Here is a 26,667-nt window from a genome sequence, read left to right as displayed (position 1 = left end):
TACAATAAATTCTGAAGTTCATACATTGTAACGGATTTATTTACATAAAACTTTTTCATGTTCGGAATTTAGTCTAAATATTATAAAAATAAAGAAAAAATGTTATAGTAAAATGAGGGTATATGACATTTTTAGGTAAGGGGGAATCCTGGGTGTGGATTACTTCAGAAGTAGAAATTCCAGACGAGTTAATTGATCATCTTGAACAAGGAAAGTTAGTATTATTTGTTGGAGCGGGAGTTTCTATGAAAGGGAAATCAAACTTACCGAATTTTGATGATCTTGTTGATGAAATTGCGAAAACATTATATGTAGAAAAACGTGAAATAACAGAACCACATGATTATTATCTTGGTAAAATTGCGAAAACAAAAGATGTACATCAAGTTGCAAGAGATCTAGTTCATATAGAAAAGTCAAAACCGAATCCGCTTCATTATGCAATTCCGAGGTTGTTTCCTTTGGACACAGAAGTTCGTATTGTAACGACAAATTTTGATCGACATTTTACAACTGCGATAAAAGAAATGAATAGAGAATTAAACGTATATTACGCACCTGCGTTACCTACAGGTAGAGCATTTAAAGGACTTGCTTACATACATGGCAATATAGAACAAGAAAAAGAAGCGTTAATTTTAACAGATGGTGATTTTGGAAGGGCTTACTTGACAGAAGGATGGGCAAGAAGGTTTTTAGTTGATTTATTCTCGAATTATACCGTTTTATTCGTTGGATATAGCCATAATGACCCAGTAATGAAATATTTAGCAACTGGTTTACCACCAAGTACAAGACGTTATGCATTTGTCGCACAAGGGGAAAATACGTACCACTGGGAGCATTTAGGAATACGGCCGATTGTATATCCGAATAAAGGTAATAATCATCAATCTCTCGTTAAAGCAGTAAAACGATGGGCGGAGTTAATGGGGGATAATTATATTACAAAACGAATGCGAATTCGTGACATAGTAACAGTACCGCCGTCAGTAGAGCAGGAACAATTATCATACATAAAACAATCTATAAAAAAAATTGAAACAGTCCGCTACTTCGTTGAATTTGCTCACGATTATGAATGGGTGGAATGGCTTGAAGCGGAAGGGAAATTACAAAATTTATTTTTAATTACATCAAACTATAATGAAGTAGATGAATTACTTGCAAAATGGTTAGTGGAACAATTTCTTTTTAGTCATCAAAAAGAATTATTTCAATTAATTTTTAAAAATCATTCTAAACTATCTCCGTTATTATGGAGAACAATTTGTAGCTACTTAAACGAAACGAAAATGAAAATGGACCCGTTGTTGTTTGCAAGGTGGACACTGCTTTTATTAGAAACAGCTGAAAAAGATAGTAAATCGATCGAAACAATTTCTTACTTACTGCAAAAATGTTCTTTTCCTGAGCATAAAGAAATCGCTTTATTGTTACTAACGTTTATTTTGGACGGCAAACTTAAGTTGAAGCGTGAAAGAAAGTGGGGAAATGATACCGGGGAATCAATAGAACTTGAGGAATCGAGTCGTTTACCCGTGTCTACATTTTCTTTTGTGGAGCAAATTTGGAATGAAAAGATGAAACCGCATATTTCCTATTATGCCGTTCCAATTATGATGATGGGAATAGAGAAGATGCGGATGTTATCACTAAGGCAAGCGGCACTGAAAAAAAGGGATAAGGAAAATGTGGAAAAAGAGTTTCAGCAAAATGATCTAGCGTTTTTAATTCAAATTGTAAAAGAATGTTTAACCTATCTATGTGAAAACGATGAGAAAAAAGCAAATTATTATATTACAGAAATGATAGAAGCAAACAGCGTACTTCAAAATCGAATTGCAATTGATGCGATGAATAAAAATGTATTTGTTAGCGCCGATGAGAAAATGAAATGGTTGTTACAGGAAGGAATTCTTTTAGATGTCACGTATAAACAAGAAGTTTTTCAACTTATAAAAAATCATTACGCACTCTCTTTAGAAAAAACAAAAGAAGAAGTCATTCAAATTGTACTGAAGGATCTTGCAGAGGAGAGGGCATTTGATGTTTGTTTCGTTTTAGATTTATTATTCAATTGTGATACAAATAGTCCATCTACAGCAAAAGGTTATGAGTTAATGAAGCAAAAACATCCTCACTTTCATTCTGATCGATACAGTGTACAAAAGAAAGAGGCCGCAGAACAAAGTATTACTTGTAATGTAACTGCCGATGGATTATTGCAACTAAAAGACGATGAAATTATGAAGCAAGTTCAGCAATTTTCTCAAGATGGTGTTTTTGAACAACGTCATTTTTTAGAGATGTTATCGAAAGCATGTAAATTGAATACAGAATGGAGTATTTCATTTGCATATCAATTAGTTGGAATGCACGAAATAAGTAATGAAGTATGGTTTGTTTGTATTAGGGAGTGGCGAAATAACCGAGGACTGACAAATGAACAAATACAAAAAGTTATTCCTCTATTACAGAAATTCGTTAGAAATACAGCTTTTCATTGGTTAATTAGTAGCTTTCTATATGAAATTAGTAATCGATTAGAAGAGTTAGAGGAAAATAGTATACGCAATGTGAAACGGTTTGCTTTTTCGGTATTCCCTCAAGTAATGAAAAGTGATACGGATTTTAAGCTTGGAAAACAAGATTTTTACAATGAATCGATTCAGCATCCTGTTGGGAAAATGACAGCTGTACTATTAAAACTGTTATCATATGATCATTTATACGATCGCAATGTGTATGAATATTTATTTTTATTTGAAGAACAAGTAAGAATTAGTACAGAACGAACAAATTTTATGTTAGCGCGTTTAGTAGCAGATATTACATTTCTTTATCATATTGAGAAGCAATGGTGCCGAAAATATTTGTTACCGTACTTAGAGTTAAAGAAGGAAAATGAGATCACGAAATATGCATGGGCCGGCTTGTGTTACACGCAAATCAATTTACCTTTATTTACAGAAATGAAGCAATTTATTAAGTATGCAGTAGAACATTTGGAAGTATTACATCCGCATACGAGGGAAGCTTTCTTAAAATGGCTCAGTTTTGTATTTATTAAATGTGTACTGTATTGGGAACAAAAAACAGACTGGTTATACCCTTTACTTACACGAGAAAATGAAGAAAATAAAATTAAGTTTATGCAGTTTTTATGCTATTACGTCAAAACGTTAAGCGCAAAAGAGCAACAAAAATTTTGGGCAGTTTGGCTCAGTATATTTTTGCGAGAACGACCGAAAATGGGTGAAATCACAGCTAGAGAATATGTAATGCTTTTACGTATTATTTTATTTATGGATGAAATAGTAGAAAGAGGGTTATCGATAATTTGTAAATCATTTTCGGACGTAGGTGGAAAGGGAAATCAAACGGAGTTAAAACAGTTATTTAATGAAATACTTGAGAAGACAGAGAGTATAAAAATGTATAAAGAGTTGTATGCAAACGTATTTTTTACTTTACTGCAAACGCTTCAGGAAGCGGATTTACTTGAAGCGGAAATCATTCAAATAAAAGAATTATTAATCGGGTATAGAGTAGAAAAATGTGTAATAAATGCAATAGATAATGAGATAATTCGCATCGGAATTGTTATGGAGAATTTACAAGAAGAAATGTAGGGCGAAAGTAGAATTTTAAAAAATATATAAAAAGTTGTTGACAGTGTTTTGAAAAGCGTTCTATAATACGAATCATACTTATTCAATTTCAAAAAACATTTGAATAAACAAAGTGCAATGAAGAGATCACAGTAGTGGTTAGTCTTACTGTAACAGAGAGCTGGTGGTTGGTGCGAACCAGTACAGGGATAATCATGAATTACAGTCTTGGAGCATCTTTTTCGTAGTAAAGATAGTATTTTCTTTATGAAGAAAAAGCGGTCAATTGATCGTTAACAGTGAAGAGAGGTAGACGGAAAGTTAGTCTACAACTAGGGTGGTACCGCGATAAATATCGTCCCTACTGATTTATTCAGTAGGGACTTTTTGTATTTTAGTGGCCCAACTTGAAAATTAAATATGTATGCGTTGAAAGGAAAAGCAGTAGTTGTTGTTTCCCTGTAACAGAGAGCTGGTGGTTGGTGTGAACCAGTACAAAAACAAGAGCGAATTACAGTCCTAGAGCATCTTTTTCGTAGTAAAGATGGTATATATCTTTATGAAGGGAAAGACGGTCAGATGATCGTTAACAATGAAGAGAGGTAGACGAAAGAAGTCTACAACTAGGGTGGTACCGCGATAAATATCGTCCCTACTGATTGGATCAGTAGGGATTTTTTGTACAAAAAAAGTGGGTTTTTAACTAGTGGATAGTGTCTTTGTACTAATTATTAGTTTAAAATAAGAAGAGGTATCGATTCCACTTTAAATTTGTATAATTGACCAGTTCAGAAAATAGAGAATTTTTCATTCTCTTACTATACTTTTAAAACATTAGAGGAGGATTTCCAAATGGCAAATCATGAATTAGATCAATTACGTAAACAGGTAGATGAAATTAACTTACAACTATTACACCTTTTAAACAAACGTGGTGAAATCGTTCAAAAAATTGGGGAGCAAAAGCAAGTACAAGGTACGAAACGTTTTGATCCAGTACGTGAGCGTGAAGTACTTGATATGATCGCAGAGAATAACGAAGGACCATTCGAAACGTCAACGGTTCAACATATTTTCAAAACAATCTTCAAAGCTAGCTTAGAATTACAAGAAGATGATAACCGTAAAGCATTACTAGTATCACGTAAAAAGAAACAAGAAAACACAATCGTTGATGTAAAAGGTGAATTGATTGGTAACGGCACACAAACGTTCATTATGGGACCTTGTGCGGTCGAAAGCTTAGAGCAAGTTCGCCAAGTAGGGCAAGCGATGAAGGACCAAGGCTTAAAATTAATGCGCGGTGGTGCTTTCAAACCGAGAACATCTCCATACGATTTCCAAGGTTTAGGAGTAGAAGGATTACAAATTTTACGCCAAGTAGCAGATGAGTTCGACTTAGCGATCATTAGTGAAATTTTAAATCCAAACGATGTTGAAATGGCATTAGACTACGTTGATGTAATTCAAGTTGGTGCACGTAACATGCAAAACTTCGATTTACTACGAGCTGTAGGTAAAGTTAACAAGCCGGTATTATTAAAACGTGGATTAGCAGCAACAATTGATGAGTTCATTAACGCAGCGGAATACATCATTGCACAAGGTAACGACCAAATTATTCTTTGTGAGCGCGGTATCCGCACATACGAAAGAGCAACACGTAACACATTAGACATTTCAGCAGTACCGATTTTAAAGAAAGAAACACATTTACCAGTTGTTGTTGACGTAACGCATTCAACTGGCCGTAGAGATTTATTATTACCAACAGCGAAAGCGGCTCTTGCAATTGGCGCAGATGCAGTAATGGCTGAAGTACATCCAGATCCAGCAGTTGCATTATCAGATTCTGCACAACAAATGGATATTCCAGAATTCCATAAATTCATGGAAGAGTTAAAAGGATTCAAAAATAAATTATCTTAATTTCATATCATATATGCGCTGAAGAGGAAACAGTAGTGGTTATCTCACTGTTAAAGAGAGCTGATGGTCGGTGTGAATCAGTACAAAGATAAGCATGAATTACAGCCTTGGAGCATCTTTTTCGTCAAGTTTTGATGGGAAAGACGGTCTAATGATCGTTAAAGAAGAAGAGAGGTAGACGAAAGAAGTCTACAACTAGGGTGGTACCGCGATGAACATCGTCCCTACTGAGCGCTCAGTAGGGACTTTTTTGTACAAAAAAATAGTAAAGGGGCAAGAGAAATGAGATACATTACAGCTGGAGAATCACATGGACCGCAGTTAACAGTTATTTTAGAAGGTGTACCAGCAGGTTTAACGCTGGCGGCGGAACATATTAATAAAGAATTATTAAGAAGACAAAAAGGGCACGGACGCGGAAGACGTATGCAAATTGAAACGGATACAGTTGAAATTGTAAGTGGTGTTCGTCATGGGATGACACTTGGCTCACCCATTACGTTAATCGTAAAAAATGATGATTTCAAACATTGGACGAAAGTAATGGGTGCAGAGCCAATTTCGGAAAAAGAAAGTAAAGAAATGAAACGTACAATTACGAAACCACGTCCAGGACATGCGGATTTAAATGGAGCAATTAAATATGGTCACCGTGATATAAGAAACGTATTAGAGCGCTCTTCTGCAAGGGAAACGACAGTTCGTGTAGCTGCTGGTGCAGTTGCGAAACAAATTTTAAAAGAATTAGGCGTGGAAATAGCAGGGCATGTACTTGAAATTGGCGGAGTAAAAGCAAAACATATTTCTAACTTGTCTATTGAAGAAATTCAAACAATTACTGAAAACTCACCAGTTCGATGTTTAGATAAAGAAGTAGAGCAAGAAATGATGAATGCGATTGACAACGCAAAAAGTAGCGGAGATTCAATTGGGGGCATTGTAGAAGTCATTGCAGAAGGCATGCCAATTGGCGTTGGTAGTTACGTTCATTACGATCGTAAATTAGATGCAAAACTTGCTGGTGCAATTATGAGTATTAATGCATTTAAAGGTGCTGAAATTGGTGTTGGTTTTGAAGCGGCAAGACAGCCAGGAAGTAAAGTGCATGATGAAATTTTATGGGATGAAGAACAAGGATACACGAGAAAAACGAATAATGCCGGCGGTTTAGAAGGCGGTATGACAACGGGAATGCCAATTGTCGTAAGAGGCGTAATGAAACCAATACCTACATTATACAAACCGTTAGCAAGTGTTGATATTGATACGAAAGAAGCTTTCCAAGCGAGTATTGAAAGATCTGATAGCTGTGCAGTACCAGCAGCAGGTGTAGTAGCTGAATCTGTTGTAGCATGGGAACTTGCACATGCACTAGTCGAACAATTCGGAAAAGATCGTATGGAATTAATTCAACAAAACATTACGCAACATAATAAATACGCAAAAGAATTTTAATAAAAAGGTGGTTTTAACATGCAAGTAAAAGATCAACTATCATCATTACAACCATATAAACCAGGTAAATCACCTGAACAAATGAAAGAAGTGTACGGAGATCATTCGTTTGTTAAATTAGCATCGAATGAAAATCCATTCGGCTGTTCACCACGAGTTTTAGATGAGTTGCAAAAATCGTGGTTGGATCATGCTTTATATCCTGACGGAGGTGCTACAACGCTCCGTCAAACAATTGCAAATAAGTTACATGTGCAAATGGAACAAGTACTTTGCGGTAGTGGTTTAGATGAAGTCATTCAAATAATAAGCCGTGCAGTACTAAAAGTAGGTGATAACATCGTAACGGCTGGAGCAACATTCCCACAGTATCGTCATCATGCAATTATAGAAGGTTGCGAAGTGAAGGAAGTTGCGTTAAATAACGGTGTATACGATTTAGACGAAATTTCTTCAGTAGTAGATAACAATACAAAAATTGTATGGATTTGTAATCCCAACAATCCAACAGGCACATATGTGAATGACCGAAAATTGACTCAATTCATTGAAGGGATTAGTGAAAATACGTTAATTGTCATTGATGAAGCGTACTATGAATACGTAACAGCAAAAGATTTCCCAGAGACATTACCGCTTTTACAAAAACATAAAAACATTCTTGTACTTAGAACGTTTTCTAAAGCGTACGGATTAGCTTCTTTCCGCGTAGGATATGCAATTGGACAGGAAGAGTTAATCGAGAGATTAAATGTCGTACGTTTGCCATTTAACGTATCTTCATTAGCGCAAAAAGCAGCGACGATTGCTTTTGGTGATGAGGAGTTTATTGAGGAAATAGTTCGTGTAAATACAGAGGGATTACAACAATACGAGAGCTTTTGTAAGGAACATGATATTCCATTTTATCCATCGCAAACAAATTTCATCTTCTTGCCAGTTGAGAATGCTGGAGAGATTTATGAAGCTTGTGCACACGCAGGATTTATTATTCGTCCGTTCCCAAATGGCGTCCGTATTACAGTCGGAACAAGGGAGCAAAATGAAGGAGTGATTTCAGTGTTACAACAACACTTTGAAAATAAAAAAAGAAAGTCTCGAGATGAGGCAAATGCATAAGAAGGTAGTATTAATTGGAACTGGTTTAATCGGAGGCTCTCTCGCATTAGCAATTAAGAAAGAGCACGATGTAACGATAACAGGTTATGATATATTTCAAGAACAAGTAGAGCGTGCAAAAGAATTACACGTAGTAGATGAAATAGCAGTAAATTTACAACATGCATGTGAAGAGGCACATTTAATTGTTTTTGCTTCACCAGTTGAAGAAACGAAGAAGTTATTACACAAATTAGCGTCATTTCGTTTACGAAAAGATGTTATTGTAACCGATGTTGGTAGCACAAAAGGAACAATTATGAATGAAGCGGAAGCTTTATTTTCAAAGGAAATTTCTTTCATTGGTGGACATCCGATGGCAGGTTCTCATAAAACGGGAGTTGAAAGTGCAAAAGCGCATTTATTTGAAAATGCATTTTATATTTTAACGCCAATGAATCATGTGCCAAATGAACCTGTGGAAGAGTTAAAAGATTGGTTAAAAGGAACAGGGTCACATTTCCTTGTTTTAAATACAGAAGAACATGATTATGTAACAGGGATTGTAAGCCATTTCCCGCATCTTATTGCCGCTGGATTAGTAAAGCAAGTGGAGAAACATGCAGGAGATAATCCACTTATTCATCAGCTAGCTGCTGGAGGTTTCAAAGACATTACACGTATCGCATCTAGTAGTCCGAAAATGTGGAGTGATATTGTTAAGCAAAATCGAGAGCATTTAATGGTATTATTAAAAGAGTGGATCTCTGAAATGGAAGATTTATATGATACAGTTTCTAGCGGAGATGCAGGCGAGATTCAAAACTATTTTGCGGATGCGAAAGAATACCGTGACTCTTTACCGGTAAGAAAGAGAGGGGCGATTCCTGCCTATCACGACTTATACGTCGATGTTTTAGATAAAGTAGGGGCATTGGCTCACATTACAAGTATTTTAGCGCGCGAAGAAATTAGTATTACGAACTTGCAAATATTAGAAGCCCGTGAAGGATTGCTTGGGGTATTACGTATTAGCTTCCAACGAGAAGAAGATCGTATGAAAGCAAAGCTAGCGCTTGGAGAAGAAAAATACCAAACGTATGAAACAATTTAAATGAGAAGGTGAAAACGTGAAGGAAAGAACAATACAACCTGTTAATAACGGATTAAATGGCAACATTACAATTCCAGGAGATAAATCGATTTCTCACCGCGCTGTCATGTTCGGTGCGATTGCAGAAGGAAAAACAACAATTAAAGGTTTCTTGCCTGGCGCAGATTGTTTAAGTACAATTTCTTGTTTTAAAGAAATGGGAGTAGACATCGTGCAAAACGGTGATGAAGTCACTGTAGTTGGTAAAGGATTAGAAGGTTTACAAGAACCGAAAGCTGTATTAGATGTTGGTAATTCTGGTACAACTATACGTTTAATGTCAGGAATTTTGGCAAATACACCATTTTTCTCTTGCGTACAAGGTGATGCATCTATTGCAAAAAGACCGATGAAACGTGTAACAAATCCATTAAAACAAATGGGTGCGAACATTGATGGCCGTGAAGAAGGAACGTTTACACCGCTAACAATACGTGGTGGAGATTTAAAAGCAATTGAATACACTTCGCCGGTAGCAAGCGCACAAGTAAAGTCAGCTATTTTACTTGCTGGCCTTCGTGCAGAGGGTGTAACAGCTGTTACAGAACCACATATTTCTCGCGATCATACGGAAAGAATGCTTGAAGCATTTGGCGTTAAAGTAACTCGCGAAGGAAAGACAGTGAAACTAGCAGGTGGACAAAAGTTAACAGCGACAGATGTTCAAGTACCAGGTGACGTATCATCAGCTGCCTTTTTCTTAGTAGCAGGTGCAATTATTCCAAATAGTAAACTAGTATTACAAAATGTAGGGATGAATCCAACACGTACAGGTATTATTGATGTTTTAGAGAAAATGGATGCTACGTTCACTGTAGAGCCAATTAACGAAGGAGCATCAGAACCAGCTGCAAACATTACAATTGAAACATCTTCATTAAAAGGAATCGAAATCGGCGGAGATATTATCCCTAGATTAATTGATGAAATTCCTGTAATCGCATTAGCGGCAACGCAAGCAGAAGGAATTACAGTAATTAAAGATGCACACGAATTAAAAGTAAAAGAAACGAACCGTATTGATACAGTGGTTGCTGAGTTAACGAAACTAGGAGCTCGCATAGAAGCAACTGATGACGGTATGATCATTTACGGAAAATCAGCTTTAAAAGGCAATACAGTAAATAGTTATGGTGATCACCGCATCGGAATGATGCTTGCGATTGCCGGCTGTCTAGCAGAAGGTAAAACAACAATTGAAGACGCAGAAGCAGTAGGTGTATCATACCCTACATTCTTCGAAGAACTTCAAAGGTTAACTAAATAAATGGATGAGAAGCAGATACAGGATGTATCTGCTTTTTTATATTGAATTTGTGTCGTTAAGTCTATATAATTTCATTCACCGCACTGTAATATTTTAAATTATGGTACAATTCAAATAAAGAAGGGGGAAAATCTATGAACGTTATACGATTAAAAGAAGATAAATTTAGAGAAGCATTACGCTTATCAGAATACGCTTTTCAATATAAAGTTGAAGAAGAACGAATACAACAACAACTTACAAAAATGAAGGAAAGTCATGAAGTATACGGTATTATGGAAGGTAATGACTTAGCTGCAAAACTACACCTTATTCCGTTTCATATATACATAGGAAAAGAAAAATTTAAAATGGGTGGCGTTGCAGGGGTAGCAACGTATCCAGAATACAGAAGAAGCGGATATGTGAAAGAATTGCTTCAACATTCTCTTCAAACGATGAAAAAAGACGGATATACAGTATCAATGTTACATCCATTTGCTGTTACATTTTACCGTAAATACGGCTGGGAACTTTGTGCGAATCTTCTCGTATGTCATTTGACAAAGAGTGATTTAGTTATGAAAAAACAAGTGAATGGTACTGTGAAACGTTTCAATAAAGAAAATCACCCAGAAGAAGTCGAGAAGCTTTATGAAACATTTGCAGAACGTTTTTCTGGTATGCTTGTTCGCAATGAAAAATGGTGGTTACAAGCTGTTTATGAGGATTTAACATTAGCAATTTACTACGATGAAAATAAAACTGCAGCAGGTTACATGTTATATAAAATAGAAAAATCTAAAATGACTGTAGAAGAATTCGTACCACTGCATAATGAAGCACGAAATGGTCTATGGAACTTTATTTGCCAACATGATTCTATGATTAAAGAACTTGAAATGACAGTAAGTGAAAACGAACAGTTGTTATATACATTGCAAGAACCACGTGTGAAAACAGAAATAAAACCATATTTTATGGGAAGAATTGTAGATGTAGAGCAGTTCTTAAAACAATATGAGTTGAACTGGAACAACGTACAGCAAGAATTAATCTTACATATTACAGATTCATTTGCACCGTGGAATAATGTATCAGTGAGACTTGCAAATTATGAAATAACAATTATAGAAGAACTGATGGATAAAGGGATCGAGCTAGATATAAATGCACTATCTACAATATTGCTTGGATACAAACGCCCATTAGAACTAAATGAATTAGAATTAATTAGCGGAAGAGAAGAGGAAATACAAGCGTTTGAGAAAATAGTTCCGGTACGAGATGCATTTATTTATGATTTCTTTTAAAAAATAGGGCTGTCCAAAATCAAATTTTGGGACAGCTTTCTCTTTGGGCGTCGGTTTTTGTCGGTAAGTTGATATATCCTGAAAATCGCTGATATAATTTTATTCACAAATAAGGGAATAAAATTACAACTATACGTAGTCACACACTTGACTTTTATTCCCTGTAATTTATAATTAAAAACGGAATGAATTTTCATTCCTGAAAATAGAGGTGGAAAAAATGGCTAAAAACAAACAAGAGGATATTTTTGATGCTGCGATGCAACTTTTTGCAGAGCGTGGTTACGATGGTACGACAATTCCAATGATCGCTGAAAAGGCAAAAGTTGGTGCGGGTACTATTTATCGCTATTTTGAAAATAAAGAGGCGCTTGTTAATTCATTATTTTCAAAAAGTATGTTACAGCTTTCTGAAATGATAAAAACGGATTTTCCTGTTGAAGCAAATATTCGTGAACAGTTTAGTCATACGTATAACCGTTTATTTGAATTTGCGAGAAATAATGTGGATGCTTTTCTGTTTACAAATTCTCACTGTGATAGTTATTTTCTTGATGAACAAAGCAAGAAAATATTTGATGATTTTATAGGCTTCTTTATGAATATTATAGAAGATGGGATTGTAAAAGGCTTACTCCGTCCGTTACCTCCAGTTGCTTTAATTATTATTGTATATCAACCGTTAGAAAAATTAATTAAAGTAATTGCAACAGGGCAATTAGAGTACTCAAAAGAATTAGTAAAAGAATTGGAAGAAAGCTCTTGGAACGCTATTAGAATCATTTGATTCTATAGCTTTATAAGGACAGGAATGAATATTCATTCCTAAATATAGTTAAAAAATGAGGGTAGGAGAGGGTATTTGTGTAACTAAAGGAATGAACATTCATTCCGAAAAAGTAGTTTAATAGAGTTTATAAAATAATGTAATAGAGTAATAGGAATGAATGTTCATTCCGGAATGGTATTTTAAAAAGGTGGGAATGAATATTCATTCCAAAACTAACATGAAATTTTAATCGCGGGAGATGATGCAAATGAGCAAGCTGAGAAATTGGAGAAGTTTATCTTTTCTATTGTGGATAGTTATTACCATTACAATGATCGTTACGATGCCTAATATGGATAAATTAGTGAAAGAAAAAGGGCACATTACGATTCCTAATACAGAACAAAGTAGTATTGCTGACAAAATGATAAAAGAAATGAATAAAGACGGGACAGAAAAGTATGAGATTATAGCAGTTTTTAATAGTGGTAGTAAAACAGCTTTAACGACTGAACAAAAAGAGGAAATAACAAAAACAATCAATGCTTTGCAAAATGAAAAAGAACAATTAGGAATTAAAGAAGTTGTTTCACATTTAGATAATAAAGAATTAGAGAAACAATTAGTTTCTAAAGATAATACGACTATTTTAACGCAAATATCGATAGATAAAAAACATGGTGAAATATCGAAAGTTTCAAATAATCTTCATAATAAAGTGAAAACGAAAGGGGTAAAAACGTACTTAACAGGAAGTGACTTAATCGCGGGTGATTTTCTTACATCTTCTCAAGAGGGCGTGAAAAAGACTGAAGTTATTTCAATTATTTTCATTCTAGTTATATTAATCATTGTATTTCGTTCACCGATTGTTCCTATTGTTTCTCTTCTTACTGTTGGGGTATCATATTTAGTTTCAATGGGGGTTATTGCTCATCTTGTAGATCAATTTAATTTTCCGTTTTCTAACTTTACACAAGTGTTTGTCGTTGTTGTCCTGTTTGGGGTAGGAACGGACTATAACATTTTATTATTTACGAGATTTAAAGAAGAATTAAGTAAACAAGAAAACGTATTTTTGGCTACGAAAGAAACATTTAAATCGGCAGGGAAAACTGTTTTATATAGCGGGATAGCAGTACTAATTGGTTTTGCATCTCTTGCTTTAGCGAGCTTTAAATTATATCAATCTACTTCAGCGGTAGCAATTGGTGTTGCAGTATTATTACTCGTATTAACTACGTTAAATCCGTTTTTCATGGTGCTTTTAGGAAAAGGGATGTTTTATCCCGTTAAAACATTTAAAGGTCATGAAGACAGTCGTCTATGGGGATTCTTTGCGAAAAACGCAGTAGTAAGACCATTTGTAGCTTTAATTATTGTATTTGTGATATCGATTCCTTTCATATTAAAGTATTCTAATACACTTAATTACAACGATTTATTTGAAGTAGATAATAAATATGAGTCGAAAATGGGGATTAACGTAATAGAAGAACATTTTCCACCTGGTTTTTCTTCACCAAGTACGTTAGTCATTCAATCGAATAACAAGTTAGATGAGGTGAGTTCGCTTCAAACTTTAGATGAACTAACTGATAAGATTTTGAAAGTGAAAGGTGTTTCAGAAGTATATGCACCGACACGTCCAACTGGTGATAGGATTAAAGAACTATATATAAATAAACAAGCGGGTGAACTAAATACAGATTTAGGAGATGCCAATGGTGGTATAAAGGAAATTAATGATGGATTAACTACTGCGAAAGATAAGATGGGTAATAAGAACTCAAATAGTCTTGCAAACGTTCAAAAGTTAATTGATGGAACAAATGAAGCGAAAAATGGTGTATCGGCATTAGGAACAGCTTTAAATCAACTATCAAATGGCATAAATGACGGAGCAAAAGGTGCGCAGCAAATTGAGAGTGGGTTAACTTCAGTAAATGAAAATATAAGTGTATTATCTCATGCAACTTCACAACTTCATGCTGGCTATACGCAGTTAGAAAAAGGTTTAAGTTCTTACGATCAATACTTCGAAAGTATTTCTCAAGCGATTGACGGTGCGAAGAAAGGTTATGAACAAATTGAAATGTTAATGACCAATTTCATTCAAACGAAACCAGAATTAGCAAATGATCCTAACATTCTGCAGACGATAGGAATTGCTAAAGAGGCTCAAAAGCAATTAGGTGGGCTGTCAAATGAATTAAATAAATTGAAAGCGCAGCACAATGCGGCGATGGGATCATTTAAAGAAGCGAATCAATCGTTATTGAAAGTGGATAACGGCTTAAAAGAAATGAGCAATGGAGTTACTAAGTTACAAAAAGGAGCAGCTGATCTTAAAAATGGATTAAATGAAGGAGCAACAGGTTCAAAACAAATTGCAAACAAGTCATTGGAGTTACAAACCGGATTAACGAAAATAAATGATGGGCAAGGACAGCTATTAACAGGGCTGAAAGACTTGCAAGAACAGATGGGACAATTACAATCAGGACTATCTAAAAGTACAGAAGGCCTTGAAAAGGTAAGTAATGGCCTAGGGGATGCTCAGAAATATTTAGGAGAACTAAATGAATCAAAAAGCTCTGAGAAATTTTATATTCCAAAAGAAGTTTTGGAGGGAGAAGATTTCCAAAAAGCTTTGAATACGTACATGTCACATGATAGAAAGACTGCTAAAATGACAATCATTTTAGACGTAAATCCGTATTCAAAAGAAGCGATGCCAATTATTCAAGAACTCAATAAAACGATAGATGGTACTTTGAAGGGGACGGAATTAAATCATGCGAAAACAGCAATCGGAGGAACGACAGCTAGAAACGTTGATTTAAAAGAAGTAACTGGGCAAGATTTCTTACGTACAGCTACAATTATGTTAATTGGAATCGCGATTGTATTAATTGTGATTACACGTTCATTATTAAACACCATCTTTATTATGGGATCGTTACTATTAGCTTACTTTGCATCATTAGGGATAAGTGAACAAATTAGTACGCATATTTTACATGTAGATTCATTAAGCTGGAATGTTCCATTCTTTAGTTTCATAATGATTGTCGCTTTAGGAGTGGATTATAGTATTTTTGTAATGATGAGATACAATGAGTTAGAAGGGGACCCAGCGACGAAAATTGTAATTGCTTCTCGTCATATCGGAGGAGTCGTATTATCAGCGGCACTTATTTTAGGTGGTACATTTGCTGCATTAATCCCTTCAGGTGTATTAACGCTTATACAAGTAGCATCCGTAGTTGGTGTTGCACTGTTACTATTAGCTATTATTGTGATGCCGATATTGCTACCTGCTTTAATAGGCTTAACGAGTAAAATGAAGAATTATGCAAAGAAATTAAGTGAAAGGAAATAAAAGAATCGCCTTTTAAAAGTAACTGTTTCAGTTATGGGAGAGAACATATAAAATAACACACAAATTAGGGATGTAAATCACATATGATTTAGCATCCCTTTTTTAATTGGTATTACATTGTTTAAGTACTTTTATATAGTAAAATTGCAAAGGAAGAGAAAAAGAAAACAGTAAAAACAGCAGCGCAACGATTGGGGATTACTGACAAAGTATTTGGTTTAAAAGATATAATTTACTTTAGATAGTTCACTCAAATAATGGTGGACTATCTTTTTTTAAAAGATAAATGGAAAATTTATGTTAAAATAATGATAGAGATTGTGAAAAAATGTTCTTAAGTTAACGATCAGGCTAATTTAAGAAGGATTTTTTAAAGGAAATGTTGAATATCGTATTTTGAAGGAGTGATTGCAGTGGAGTAAGTAATTTTTTAAATCTTAGTTAAATACTTTGAGGGAAGGGATTTATAGCTATGAATACAAAACTAATAATAGTAGAAGGTTTACCTGGATTCGGAAAATCGACCACTGCAAAGCTAATAAATGAAATTCTAAGCCAAAATAAAATTGAAGTTGAACTATTTTTAGAGGGGAATTTGAACCACCCAGCCGACTATGATGGTGTATCTTGTTTTAATAAATTTGAATTCGATAGATTAGTATCTAACAGTGGAGATTTTAAAGAAGTTCTTCTTAAAAGAGTTTTAAAAAAAGGAAGCAATTATTTATTACCATACAGAAAGATAAAAAATGAGTTTGGTGACCAGTTTTCGGACGAATTATTTAACGATATTTCAAGAAACGATATATATGAATTACCATTCGATAAAAATGTTGAATTAATTGCTGACAAATGGAATGACTTTGCTGAAATTGCTCTAGAAGATAATAAGGTTTATATTTTTGAATGTTGTTTCATACAAAATCCATTAACGATTGGGATGATTAAATACGGTGAACAAAAAGAAAAAATAATAAATTATGTAATGAAAGTTGCAAAAATCATAGAGAATCTAAATCCAATGTTATTCTATGTAGAACAAGATGATCTTGAATTTTCATTTAGGAAGGCATTAAAAGAAAGAAATCCAGAATGGTCCACAGGAATTGTCGACTATTACACGAACCAAGGCTATGGGAAAGAACATAAACATTCAGGGGTAGAAGGAGCGATAAAAGTTCTTGAAGCTAGAAGGAATTTAGAGTTAGAAATATTCGATATGTTAAAAATGAAAAAAGAAAAAATCAATAATACAAAATATGAAATTGACTCATATAGGTCAATGTTAAAAGATAAGTTAACAATACAAATGGTGAAATAGCTTTTTACACTACCTGGTGCTTTAGTTGGAGAAGGAAATGAAAACGCTCAGAATATTTTCTGAGCGTTTTAGTTTGCTATTTATAATGCGAAATGCATGCAAATTATTGTATTATTTCAATTGATAAACATAATACTCCAATTATAAATGTTTTTTCAAAATGAATCCTCTTTAAAACGTGTATGTAACTTTAATATAATTAAAAACAAAGGTTTTATTCGAGTTTGGAAAGAAAGGAATAGCAATCAACCGTTGCTATTCATCCAGCTTCTACTATATAATAGCTATAGTCTACAATAATTGAGTCGTAATATGCGATTTTTTAAGACAATCGGTGAGAAAACGCTGAAATAAGCGGTATTAGTAGGAGGACACAAATGATTACAGTAAGTAACGTTAGTTTGCGTTTCGCGGATCGCAAATTGTTTGAAGATGTTAACATAAAATTCACGCCAGGTAACTGCTACGGTTTAATCGGAGCAAACGGTGCTGGTAAATCAACGTTTCTAAAGATTTTATCTGGAGAAATCGAACCATCAACAGGTGACATACATATTACGCCAGGCGAGCGTCTAGCAGTATTAAAACAGAACCACTTTGAATATGAAGAGTTTCCAGTATTAGAAACTGTAATTATGGGTCATACTCAACTTTATAAAGTAATGCAAGAGAAAAATGCCATTTACATGAAAGAAGACTTTAGTGATGAAGATGGTATGCGTGCTGCAGAACTTGAAGGTGAGTTTGCTGAGCTGAACGGTTGGGAAGCTGAGTCAGAAGCTGCAATCCTTCTTAAAGGTTTAGGTATTGGTGAAGACCTTCATGATAAGAAAATGTCTGAGTTAACTGGTGCAGAGAAAGTAAAAGTATTACTTGCTCAAGCTTTATTCGGTCAACCTGATATTCTATTACTAGATGAGCCTACCAACCACCTGGACTTAAAAGCGATTCAATGGTTAGAAAACTTCTTAATGAACTTTGAAAATACAGTTATCGTTGTATCCCATGACCGTCACTTCTTAAATAAAGTATGTACGCACATGGCTGATCTTGATTTCGGTAAAATTCAACTTTATGTTGGTAACTATGACTTCTGGTATGAGTCAAGCCAATTAGCTTTAAAATTAACACAAGATGCTAATAAGAAAAAAGAAGAGAAAGTAAAAGAGTTACAGAACTTCATTGCGCGCTTTAGCTCAAACGCATCTAAAGCGAAACAAGCAACTTCTCGTAAAAAATTATTAGATAAAATTACATTAGATGATATTAAGCCATCATCTCGTCGTTACCCATTCGTTGGCTTCACACCAGAACGTGAAGTAGGAAATGACTTATTAACTGTTGAAGGTCTTTCTAAAACAATTGATGGTGAAAAAGTGTTAGATAATGTGTACTTCACTTTAAATAAAGGTGATAAAGTTGCATTTATCGGTCGTAACGATATTGCGATGACGACATTATTTAAAATCCTTATGGGTGAAATGGAGCCAGATAGTGGTTCATTTAAATGGGGCGTTACAACATCTCAATCGTACTTCCCAAGAGATAACTCTAAATACTTTGAGAACAGTGACTACAACTTAGTTGAATGGTTACGTCAATTCTCTCCACAAGATGAGTCAGAAAGCTTCTTACGTGGTTTCTTAGGCCGTATGTTATTCTCAGGCGAAGAAGTTAAGAAGAACGTTTCAGTACTATCTGGAGGCGAAAAAGTTCGTTGTATGTTATCTAAAATGATGTTAAGTGGTGCAAACGTTATTACACTTGACGACCCAACGAACCACTTAGACCTTGAGTCTATCACTGCATTAAACAATGGTTTAATTGCATTTAAAGGTACAATTTTATTCACATCACATGACCATCAGTTCGTACAAACAATTGCAAACCGCATTATCGAAGTAACGCCAAACGGTGTAATCGATAAAGAGGCTACTTACGATGAGTTCTTAGAAAATGAAGAACTTCAAAAACAAGTAGATGCAATGTACAAAGGTCAATAATAAATGATGAAAAACCTCGATCTCGTTATGAGAGCGAGGTTTTTTATAATCCATTATTTTTATGGATAGCGAATAATTATTCAAGGATAACTTTATTGGAGGGAAGAGATTTGGATGTTGCACATAGAAGAATTGCTGAAGCATAAATAACTGAATGAAGAAATAATATATATCGAAAAATTAAATGCTATCTATTGTGAATTTCATTATATTACATTAATGTTCCAGAACTGGAGACATATTTATTTGCGAAGTAGTGAATAAAGGTTTATAGTATGTGATGTCATAATTAGTGGATGAATCTTGGGAGAAAACAGGAAATGTTACAAATTTATTTTGTTAAATAGAAACCAAGGTCAAAATGTCTAAAAAGAAATAGTTGAATAAATACTAGCTTCAAATTATAATTACTAGTATTCTTCATATAGTTAAATATATAAAATCTATTTGAAGATAAAAAATTGAATAGAGAGACAGACTTATAAAAAAAATAAGCCTTGGATGATCAAAAGAGGTGGAGAAATGAAACAATTCTTATTAAAGAGCAAAAGCGTGCTAAGCAATCATTTTGGATTCTTTCTGTTTGCCGTTATTTTATTTTGGCTCAAAACATATGCGGCTTATGTAACAGAATTTAATTTAGGTATTTCAAACACAATCCAAAAATTCTTGCTGTTTTTCAACCCGCTTAGTTCAGCAGTTCTATTTTTAGGACTTGCATTATTTGCAAAAGGGAAACGATCTTATATTTGGTTAATTGTTATCAACTTGTTATTGTCGATTCTTTTATACGCAAACGTCGTATACTATCGCTTTTTCAGTGACTTTATTACGTTCCCGACATTAACACAAACGAATAACTTTGGAGATTTAGGTGGTAGTATTATTGCGTTGTTACATCTTTATGATCCGCTATACTTCTTAGATACAATTATTTTAATTGTGTTAGTAGCAACGAAATTTGCAAATCCAAAACCAATTCGTGTTGCGAAACATAAATTATCTTTAGTATTTGTAGCAGGTATTTTATTATTCAGTGTTAACTTAGGACTTGCAGAATCTGACCGTCCTGAATTATTAACAAGAACATTCGATCGTAATTATATTGTGAAATATTTAGGGGCATATAACTATACAATTTATGATGGAATCCAAAGTGCGAAAGCATCAACAGAACGAGCATTAGCTGATGGAGATAATATGACAGAAGTAAGAAATTATTTGACATCAACTTACGCTAGTCCAAACCCTGAGTATTTCGGTAAAGGAAAGGGAATGAACGTAATCTATATTCATTTAGAGTCATTCCAAAACTTCTTAATTGACTATAAATTAAATGGTCAAGAAGTAACGCCGTTCTTAAATTCATTTACAAAAGATGCGAATACACTTTACTTTGATAACTTCTTCCATCAAACAGGACAAGGGAAAACGTCTGATGCGGAGTTTATGTTAGAGAATTCTATGTTTGGTTTACCACAAGGATCTGTATTTACAACGAAATCTCATAACACATATCAATCAGCACCAGCAATTTTAGGACAACAAGGATACACATCAGCAGTATTCCACGGTAACTATAAAACATTCTGGAACCGTGATGATATTTATAAATCATTTGGTTTTAATAAATTCTTTGATGCTTCATACTATGATATGAACGAAAAAGATGTAGTAAACTATGGATTAAAAGATAAACCATTCTTTAATGAATCCATTCCGTTATTAGAGACATTGAAACAACCGTTCTATACGAAGTTTATTACGTTATCGAATCATTTCCCGTATCCAATTGATAAAGAGGAAGCGACAATTGAACCAGCGAACACAGGTGACTCGTCTGTAGATACGTATTTCCAAACAGCACGTTATTTAGACGAATCTGTAAAAGGTTTCATCGATTACTTGAAACAATCTGGTTTATACGATAATTCTATTATCGTTATGTACGGAGACCATTACGGTATTTCAGATAATCATAACGCAGCAATGTCAAAAGTAATGGGTAAAGAAATTAACTCGTTTGAAAATGCACAGTTACAGCGTGTACCTTTAATCGTTCGTGTACCAGGTGTGAAAGGTGGCGTACAACATCAATACGGTGGTGAAATTGATGTTCTTCCAACTCTTTTACACTTACTTGGAACAGATACAAAAGATTATGTTCAATTTGGTTCAGATTTATTATCACCAGATCATAAACAAGTCGTTGCGTTCCGTAATGGTAACTACGTAAGTCCAACAGTTACTGCATTAAACGGCAAATACTATGATACAACGACTGGAAAACCAGTAGAATTTACAGACGAAATAAAACAAAATGAACAAATGGTTCAAAAATCACTAAAATACTCTGACCAAGTCGTAAATGGTGACTTATTACGATTCTACACACCGGAAGGATTTACACCGGTTGATCGTTCGAAGTACAACTATAACCATCGTGATAAAAATAAAACGAAGGTAAAGACGACTGAAGATGGGGAAACGAAATAAATATTAAAAAGCGCTACTCATATGAGTGGCGCTTTTGTTTATAAATAGAACGTTGTTATTATATAGAAACATCTTTAGTCTTTTGTTTCATCTTTCCAAAGAACACTACACCAGCAATGACAATAATGATGAATGCCCATTTAATGAAAGGGTTACTTTCGAAAAATGCAGTGAACCACTTTTCATCCACAATCATTTTCGCGGCAGTATAAGCTAAAACAGCTGCTCCAATTGTAATAATGATAGGATAACGGTCGACCCATTTTAAAATTAATGTACTGCCCCAAACTACTACTGGAATTGAAACCAATAGCCCGATGATCACTAAAGAAAAATTGCCATGCGCAGCTCCAGCAACAGCGAGGACATTATCAATGCCCATTAATGCATCAGCAATGATAATGGTTTTAATAGCAGACCAAAAACCTTCTTCTGCTTTAATATCATGATCTTTACCTTCAGCAATTAATTTGTAAGCGATCCATATAAGAAGTACACCACCAATTAGAAGTAGCCCTGGTATTTTTAACAACCAAACGACAACTAAAGTAGCGAGAGCTCTAATCGCGATTGCCCCGATAGTTCCCCATATAATTACTTTCTTTTGTTGATCTTTCGGTAATCGTCTTGCTGCTAATCCAATTACAATGGCATTATCACCCGCTAAAACTAAATCAATTACAATAATGGCAAGCAAGGCTGACAAATATTCAGCTGAAAGAAAATCCATATACATATCACTCCTTAAGAGTAATATGTGCTAAGCTACTATACAGTATTAAAAATTCTGAGGGGTAATATTCATGTTTTGTTGAAAAGGAACAGAAAGGGGAATAATAGCATTAAACACAGGCATAAGAAATTTTCAAAGCACAATCTTTGCACTGCAGAAAAACAAAAATTTGGACTTATATTTAGAAGCAATAATAGATATTATATTAATAGAAAGCGATTTCAAAAAATCTAAATTTGCAAAGTTAGTATCTATACTTGCAAGTCAATTAGTGAACAAGTATAGAAAGGGTGTACACCAAATATGATATTAGATACTCGAAGTATAAATATTTTGCAACAAATTATTCAAGCAGAAGGTTATGTGCCTATAAATCAACTAATTGATGTAATTCAAGTTTCTAAACGAACGCTTTATTATGATATTAAGAAGATTGACGATTGGTTACAAGAGGAAGGATTACATTCTATTGAATATATACGACACTTAGGTTATTGCTTAAATAAAGAAACGAAACAAATGATAGTAAAAAAATTAAATGAGTGTGTGATTAATCAATATGAATATTCTCCGAAAGAAAGAAAAATATGGTTAATATTATATTTGCTAATACAGGAAAAAAGAATTTTATTGGAAGACTTAATAAACCTTTTGCAGGTAAGTCGTAATACTGTACTTGCAGATTTGAAAAAGCTAAAAGTAGAGTTAAATAAGTATAACTTATCTTTACATTTTGGTCGTAAGGAAGGATATCAAATCGTTGGAAATGAACAGAGTAAACGAAATTTATTAATTTTAAGCCTCTCTCAAATTATTTGCCAACATAGCTGGGAGTATTTAATATCACAAGTAAATTATATTATGTGTGATATGGGAAGTGAAACAGATACTCTTGCACGAGAAACATTATACACTATAAAAAAAATTCTTGCGAATTGTGAAGAGTTTTTAGGTGTCCAATATACAGATGAGGTACTAGAAAATTTAAGCGTTTACATGTATTTGTTCCATAGACGTATTCTAAAAGGTAAGTGCGTCGAGATGGAAGAAGCTGAAAAAAATGTTCTGCAAGATTCAAAGCAATTTGAAGCTGCAAAATATATAGCAAAGCAGTTTGAACGAGCGTTTATTGTTAAATTTCCAATAGATGAAATCTATTATATTACGACTCATTTGTTAGGTGCAAAAGTAAATTATCAGGAAAATATTTATGAGAAAAATAATATGGATGAAATACATTCAATTGTTGACCGCATGATTACAGATTTTCAACACTATGCTTGTGTTTTATTTCAAGACTTTAATGGGTTGTTTACTGATCTATATTTGCATATGAAACCTGCATTTTATCGTGTGAAGTATGGAATAGAAATTGAAAACCCATTACGAAATACAATTCAAGAAAACTATGAAGAGGTATATTTTCTTACGAAAAAGGTAATTCATCATTTTGAAGAATATGTGAAAAAATCTGTTTCCGATGATGAAATTGTGTATGTTACTATGCATTTTGGAGCTTGGATGAGGAAAGAGGGAATCGTTCCCAATCCACGAAAAACGGCATTACTTGTTTGTCCAAATGGTATTGGTACATCACGTATGTTGCAGTATCAATTAGAGAAGTTATTTTCAAATATAGATATATTAAATGCAATTTCAAAACGGGAATATGAATCAAATATATTTGATGTAGATTGTATAATTACGACTACTGAAATTGAAAAAGGGAATGTGCCGGTTTTTAAGGTTAACCCAATTTTATCGGATTCTGAAAAAGCAGCTCTATTAAGAAAAGTGAATGGAGTATTGTATGGAGAAAACCAAAAAGATTCTGTGGATTTAGTGATGGGAATAATTCAAAAATATGCTGACGTAGTGGATGAGAAATCTTTAAAAAGAGAACTGATTGAATTTATGAGTGGTCCTGCGTATTTTGAGAAGGAGGAGAAATATAAACCAATGTTAAACGAACTTTTAACTAGAGAATTTATTCATCTTGAAGATCGTGTTGATAATTGGAAAGATGCGATCAGGCTAGCGGCTGATCCGTTATTACAAAACCAATACATCTTTGAAGAATATATCAATGAAATGATTGTAAATGTAGAAAAATTAGGTCCTTATATTGTTATTGCACCTAAAATTGCAATACCTCATGCTCGCCCAGAAGCGGGGGTCAAAAAGTTAGGGATGAGTTTATTACAACTAAAAGAAAGTGTTCTATTTTCAGAAAAACAAGAGCATGCCGCAAATTTAATTATTGTATTGGCAGCGATTGATAATGAGACACACTTGAAAGCATTAGCACAATTAAGTGAGATGTTATCGGATCCGAAAAATGTGGAAATGTTAATTCATTCAAATTCAATAGACGAAATGCTAAAAATGATAGCTAAATATTCTAATTAAAGGGGAGATTGAAATGAAAAAAGTATTAGTTGTATGTGGAAATGGATTAGGGAGTAGTTTTATTGTAGAAATGAATGTGAAGAAAATTTTAAATGAATTAGGATTACAAGCAGAAGTATCACACACAGATTTAGCATCAAGTAAATCAGAACAAGCAGATTTATATTTAGGTGCGAAAGATATTATTTGTAACCTTGAAGATGGTAATCGAACAGTTGCTGGATTAACGAATATTTTAGATTTAAATGAAATTAAAGAAGCATTACAAAAACACCTAATGTAGTAACAATGAAGGGGGAGTAGTGCTATGTTTGATATAATTATGAAGGATATTTTAGGACAACCCGCAATATTAGTCGGATTATTTGCTATGTGTGGTTTACTACTGCAAAAGAAAAATTTTGCAGATACGGTTTCAGGAACCTTAAAAACAATTATGGGCTTCGTCGTTTTAGGAGGTGGAGCCACTATATTAATTGGAGCTTTAGATGTTTTTGGTAAAATATTTGATAAAGCATTCCATATTAAAGGGATTATACCAAATAATGAAGCTGTAGTTGCAATAGCACAGCAAACATTAGGAAAAGAAACAGCGTTAATTATGGTATTTGGTATGATTGCGAATTTACTAATTGCACGTTTTACAAAATTTAAATATGTGTTTTTAACTGGTCATCATACCTTATTCATGGCATGTTTAATTTCAGCGGTATTTTCAACTACCGGGATGAAAGGTGCTACATTAGTGATTGTTGGATCAATCATTTTAGGGGCACTCATGGTGATTTTTCCAGCATTATTACAACCATACGTTAGAAAAATTACAGGAATGGACGATATCGCAATCGGCCATTTTGGATCAGTTGGATACTTAGCGGCAGGGTTTGTTGGGAGTAAATTTGGAAATAAGGATAAATCAACAGAACAAATTAAAGTGCCTAAGTCACTAGGTTTTTTACGTGATACATCAGTTTCTATGTCATTAACGATGGCTGTATTATTCTTTATTGTTGCACCATTTGCGGGTAAGGAGTTTATCGAAACGGAATTAAGTAACGGACAAAATTACCTTGTGTATTCTTTCATGCAAGCAATTACATTTGCAGCAGGAGTATATATTATTTTAGCGGGTGTCCGCATGTTAATTGCAGAAATAATACCTGCATTTAAAGGGATTGCAGATAAACTTGTACCAAATGCAAAACCAGCGTTAGATTGCCCAACAATCTTCCCGTTTGCACCAAATGCAGTTATTATTGGCTTCTTAACAAGTTTTATTGCCGGATTACTATCCATGTTTATACTTTCATTTATTGGTTTGAGTGTAATAGTGCCAGGGTTAATTCCTCACTTCTTCACAGGAGCAACAGCAGCCGTATTCGGTAATGCAACAGGAGGAAGACGAGGCGCAATACTAGGAGCTTTTGTAAATGGATTACTAATTTCATTCCTACCAGCAATATTATTACCGATATTAGGCGGATTAGGATTTGAGAATACAACATTTGGTGATTCTGATTTTGCAGTTGTAGGTATTTTAATTAGTGAAATTGTGAAGTTAGTAGGATATATTTTTTAATAGATAAGATGAAAAAGACTTGGATTCTTGTAATGAATGCAAGTCTTTTTTATTATTTCATTAATGCATTTAAAAATTATGATAAAATAATTTAAAAAGCATTATTAAATATTAATTGGATAGTCTCTATACTTGAAGATAAAGCTACTTGAATAATAAGGAGG

At 34.0% G+C, this 26,667-nt stretch carries 16 protein-coding genes and 3 other annotated features; of the genes, 15 read left to right on the top strand and 1 reads right to left on the bottom strand.

Translation table 11 applies throughout. The features are described 5' to 3' along the window. The first annotated feature begins 122 nt into the window (after window positions 1–122). From NLJ82_RS13920 to ltaS, 12 genes are all read left to right on the top strand, one after another. Window positions 123–3,635, top strand: coding sequence for a DUF4020 domain-containing protein (locus NLJ82_RS13920; RefSeq protein ID WP_079994009.1), 3,513 nt, complete (start codon window positions 123–125; stop codon window positions 3,633–3,635). A gap of 108 nt (window positions 3,636–3,743) precedes the next feature. Beyond that, window positions 3,744–3,980, top strand: a binding site (T-box leader). A 54-nt stretch (window positions 3,981–4,034) separates the two neighbouring features. Further along, window positions 4,035–4,271: a binding site (T-box leader), on the top strand. Between the two features lie 195 nt (window positions 4,272–4,466). Continuing rightward, window positions 4,467–5,543 (top strand): bifunctional 3-deoxy-7-phosphoheptulonate synthase/chorismate mutase, encoded by a 1,077-nt coding sequence (locus tag NLJ82_RS13915; RefSeq protein ID WP_001273581.1) that lies wholly within the window; start codon window positions 4,467–4,469, stop codon window positions 5,541–5,543. A gap of 9 nt (window positions 5,544–5,552) precedes the next feature. Next, window positions 5,553–5,772 (top strand) — a binding site (T-box leader). 53 nt (window positions 5,773–5,825) lie between these two features. Then, window positions 5,826–6,998, top strand: a complete 1,173-nt coding sequence (gene aroC, locus NLJ82_RS13910) for a chorismate synthase (RefSeq protein WP_001269407.1) — start codon at window positions 5,826–5,828, stop codon at window positions 6,996–6,998. An 18-nt stretch (window positions 6,999–7,016) separates the two neighbouring features. Continuing rightward, a complete protein-coding gene (hisC, locus tag NLJ82_RS13905; protein ID WP_001197248.1) occupies window positions 7,017–8,117 on the top strand; it encodes a histidinol-phosphate transaminase in 1,101 nt (366 codons plus the stop codon). Beyond that, window positions 8,110–9,210 (top strand): prephenate dehydrogenase, encoded by a 1,101-nt coding sequence (gene tyrA, locus NLJ82_RS13900; RefSeq protein WP_000549201.1) that lies wholly within the window; start codon window positions 8,110–8,112, stop codon window positions 9,208–9,210. The genes hisC and tyrA overlap by 8 nt, the downstream gene beginning before the upstream one ends. A 16-nt stretch (window positions 9,211–9,226) precedes the next feature. Further along, window positions 9,227–10,516 (top strand): 3-phosphoshikimate 1-carboxyvinyltransferase, encoded by a 1,290-nt coding sequence (gene aroA / locus NLJ82_RS13895; RefSeq protein ID WP_000664608.1) that lies wholly within the window; start codon window positions 9,227–9,229, stop codon window positions 10,514–10,516. A 134-nt stretch (window positions 10,517–10,650) separates the two neighbouring features. Next, a complete protein-coding gene (locus NLJ82_RS13890) occupies window positions 10,651–11,808 on the top strand; it encodes a GNAT family N-acetyltransferase (protein ID WP_001100966.1) in 1,158 nt (385 codons plus the stop codon). Window positions 11,809–12,028: 220 nt separating this feature from the next. Continuing rightward, window positions 12,029–12,595, top strand: coding sequence for a TetR/AcrR family transcriptional regulator (locus tag NLJ82_RS13885; RefSeq protein WP_001107304.1), 567 nt, complete (start codon window positions 12,029–12,031; stop codon window positions 12,593–12,595). Window positions 12,596–12,845: 250 nt separating this feature from the next. Then, window positions 12,846–15,962 carry an MMPL family transporter gene (locus NLJ82_RS13880; RefSeq protein ID WP_000040975.1) on the top strand — a complete coding sequence of 1,039 codons (3,117 nt, stop codon included), beginning with the start codon at window positions 12,846–12,848 and terminating at the stop codon, window positions 15,960–15,962. A 472-nt stretch (window positions 15,963–16,434) separates the two neighbouring features. Then, window positions 16,435–17,283 carry a P-loop NTPase family protein gene (locus NLJ82_RS13875; protein ID WP_001093198.1) on the top strand — a complete coding sequence of 283 codons (849 nt, stop codon included), beginning with the start codon at window positions 16,435–16,437 and terminating at the stop codon, window positions 17,281–17,283. A gap of 377 nt (window positions 17,284–17,660) precedes the next feature. Beyond that, complete coding sequence (locus NLJ82_RS13870; RefSeq protein WP_000633866.1) at window positions 17,661–19,286, top strand: ABC-F family ATP-binding cassette domain-containing protein; 1,626 nt, start codon at window positions 17,661–17,663, stop codon at window positions 19,284–19,286. Window positions 19,287–19,808: 522 nt separating this feature from the next. After that, complete coding sequence (gene ltaS / locus NLJ82_RS13865; protein ID WP_000808747.1) at window positions 19,809–21,782, top strand: lipoteichoic acid synthase; 1,974 nt, start codon at window positions 19,809–19,811, stop codon at window positions 21,780–21,782. A 58-nt stretch (window positions 21,783–21,840) separates the two neighbouring features. Here the strand turns inward: ltaS and NLJ82_RS13860 are convergent, their stop codons facing one another. After that, entirely contained in the window at window positions 21,841–22,512 is a 672-nt protein-coding gene (locus tag NLJ82_RS13860) for a TerC family protein (protein WP_000346939.1), read from the bottom strand. A 306-nt stretch (window positions 22,513–22,818) separates the two neighbouring features. On the opposite strand from NLJ82_RS13860, the gene NLJ82_RS13855 reads away from it, so the two are divergent. The 3 genes from NLJ82_RS13855 to ulaA are packed head-to-tail and all read left to right on the top strand — an operon-like array spanning window position 22,819 to window position 26,503. Next, window positions 22,819–24,924: a BglG family transcription antiterminator gene (locus NLJ82_RS13855; RefSeq protein WP_000599625.1), complete on the top strand. Its 2,106-nt coding sequence runs from the start codon at window positions 22,819–22,821 to the stop codon at window positions 24,922–24,924. A 13-nt stretch (window positions 24,925–24,937) separates the two neighbouring features. Continuing rightward, window positions 24,938–25,207, top strand: a complete 270-nt coding sequence (locus tag NLJ82_RS13850; protein ID WP_000757315.1) for a PTS sugar transporter subunit IIB — start codon at window positions 24,938–24,940, stop codon at window positions 25,205–25,207. Window positions 25,208–25,231: 24 nt separating this feature from the next. Further along, complete coding sequence (ulaA, locus tag NLJ82_RS13845) at window positions 25,232–26,503, top strand: PTS ascorbate transporter subunit IIC (protein WP_000459662.1); 1,272 nt, start codon at window positions 25,232–25,234, stop codon at window positions 26,501–26,503. Window positions 26,504–26,667: the final 164 nt, after the last annotated feature.

Origin of the sequence: Bacillus paranthracis (assembly GCF_024296885.1) — a bacterium.
Classification (GTDB): Bacteria; Bacillota; Bacilli; order Bacillales; family Bacillaceae_G; genus Bacillus_A; species Bacillus_A paranthracis.
This window is presented reverse-complemented; position numbering and strand designations above follow the sequence as displayed.

Bases quoted from the DNA above. Each gene is read 5' to 3' on its own strand.
- NLJ82_RS13890 (WP_001100966.1), top strand. From the start codon at position 10,651: ATGAACGTTATACGATTAAAAGAAGATAAATTTAGAGAAGCATTACGC.
- NLJ82_RS13870 (WP_000633866.1), top strand. From the start codon at position 17,661: ATGATTACAGTAAGTAACGTTAGTTTGCGTTTCGCGGATCGCAAATTG.
- ulaA (WP_000459662.1), top strand. From the start codon at position 25,232: ATGTTTGATATAATTATGAAGGATATTTTAGGACAACCCGCAATATTA.
- NLJ82_RS13915 (WP_001273581.1), top strand. From the start codon at position 4,467: ATGGCAAATCATGAATTAGATCAATTACGTAAACAGGTAGATGAAATT.
- NLJ82_RS13860 (WP_000346939.1), bottom strand. From the start codon at position 22,512: ATGGATTTTCTTTCAGCTGAATATTTGTCAGCCTTGCTTGCCATTATT.
- hisC (WP_001197248.1), top strand. From the start codon at position 7,017: ATGCAAGTAAAAGATCAACTATCATCATTACAACCATATAAACCAGGT.
- NLJ82_RS13855 (WP_000599625.1), top strand. From the start codon at position 22,819: ATGATATTAGATACTCGAAGTATAAATATTTTGCAACAAATTATTCAA.
- NLJ82_RS13920 (WP_079994009.1), top strand. From the start codon at position 123: ATGACATTTTTAGGTAAGGGGGAATCCTGGGTGTGGATTACTTCAGAA.
- NLJ82_RS13850 (WP_000757315.1), top strand. From the start codon at position 24,938: ATGAAAAAAGTATTAGTTGTATGTGGAAATGGATTAGGGAGTAGTTTT.
- tyrA (WP_000549201.1), top strand. From the start codon at position 8,110: ATGCATAAGAAGGTAGTATTAATTGGAACTGGTTTAATCGGAGGCTCT.
- ltaS (WP_000808747.1), top strand. From the start codon at position 19,809: ATGAAACAATTCTTATTAAAGAGCAAAAGCGTGCTAAGCAATCATTTT.
- NLJ82_RS13880 (WP_000040975.1), top strand. From the start codon at position 12,846: ATGAGCAAGCTGAGAAATTGGAGAAGTTTATCTTTTCTATTGTGGATA.
- aroC (WP_001269407.1), top strand. From the start codon at position 5,826: ATGAGATACATTACAGCTGGAGAATCACATGGACCGCAGTTAACAGTT.
- NLJ82_RS13875 (WP_001093198.1), top strand. From the start codon at position 16,435: ATGAATACAAAACTAATAATAGTAGAAGGTTTACCTGGATTCGGAAAA.
- NLJ82_RS13885 (WP_001107304.1), top strand. From the start codon at position 12,029: ATGGCTAAAAACAAACAAGAGGATATTTTTGATGCTGCGATGCAACTT.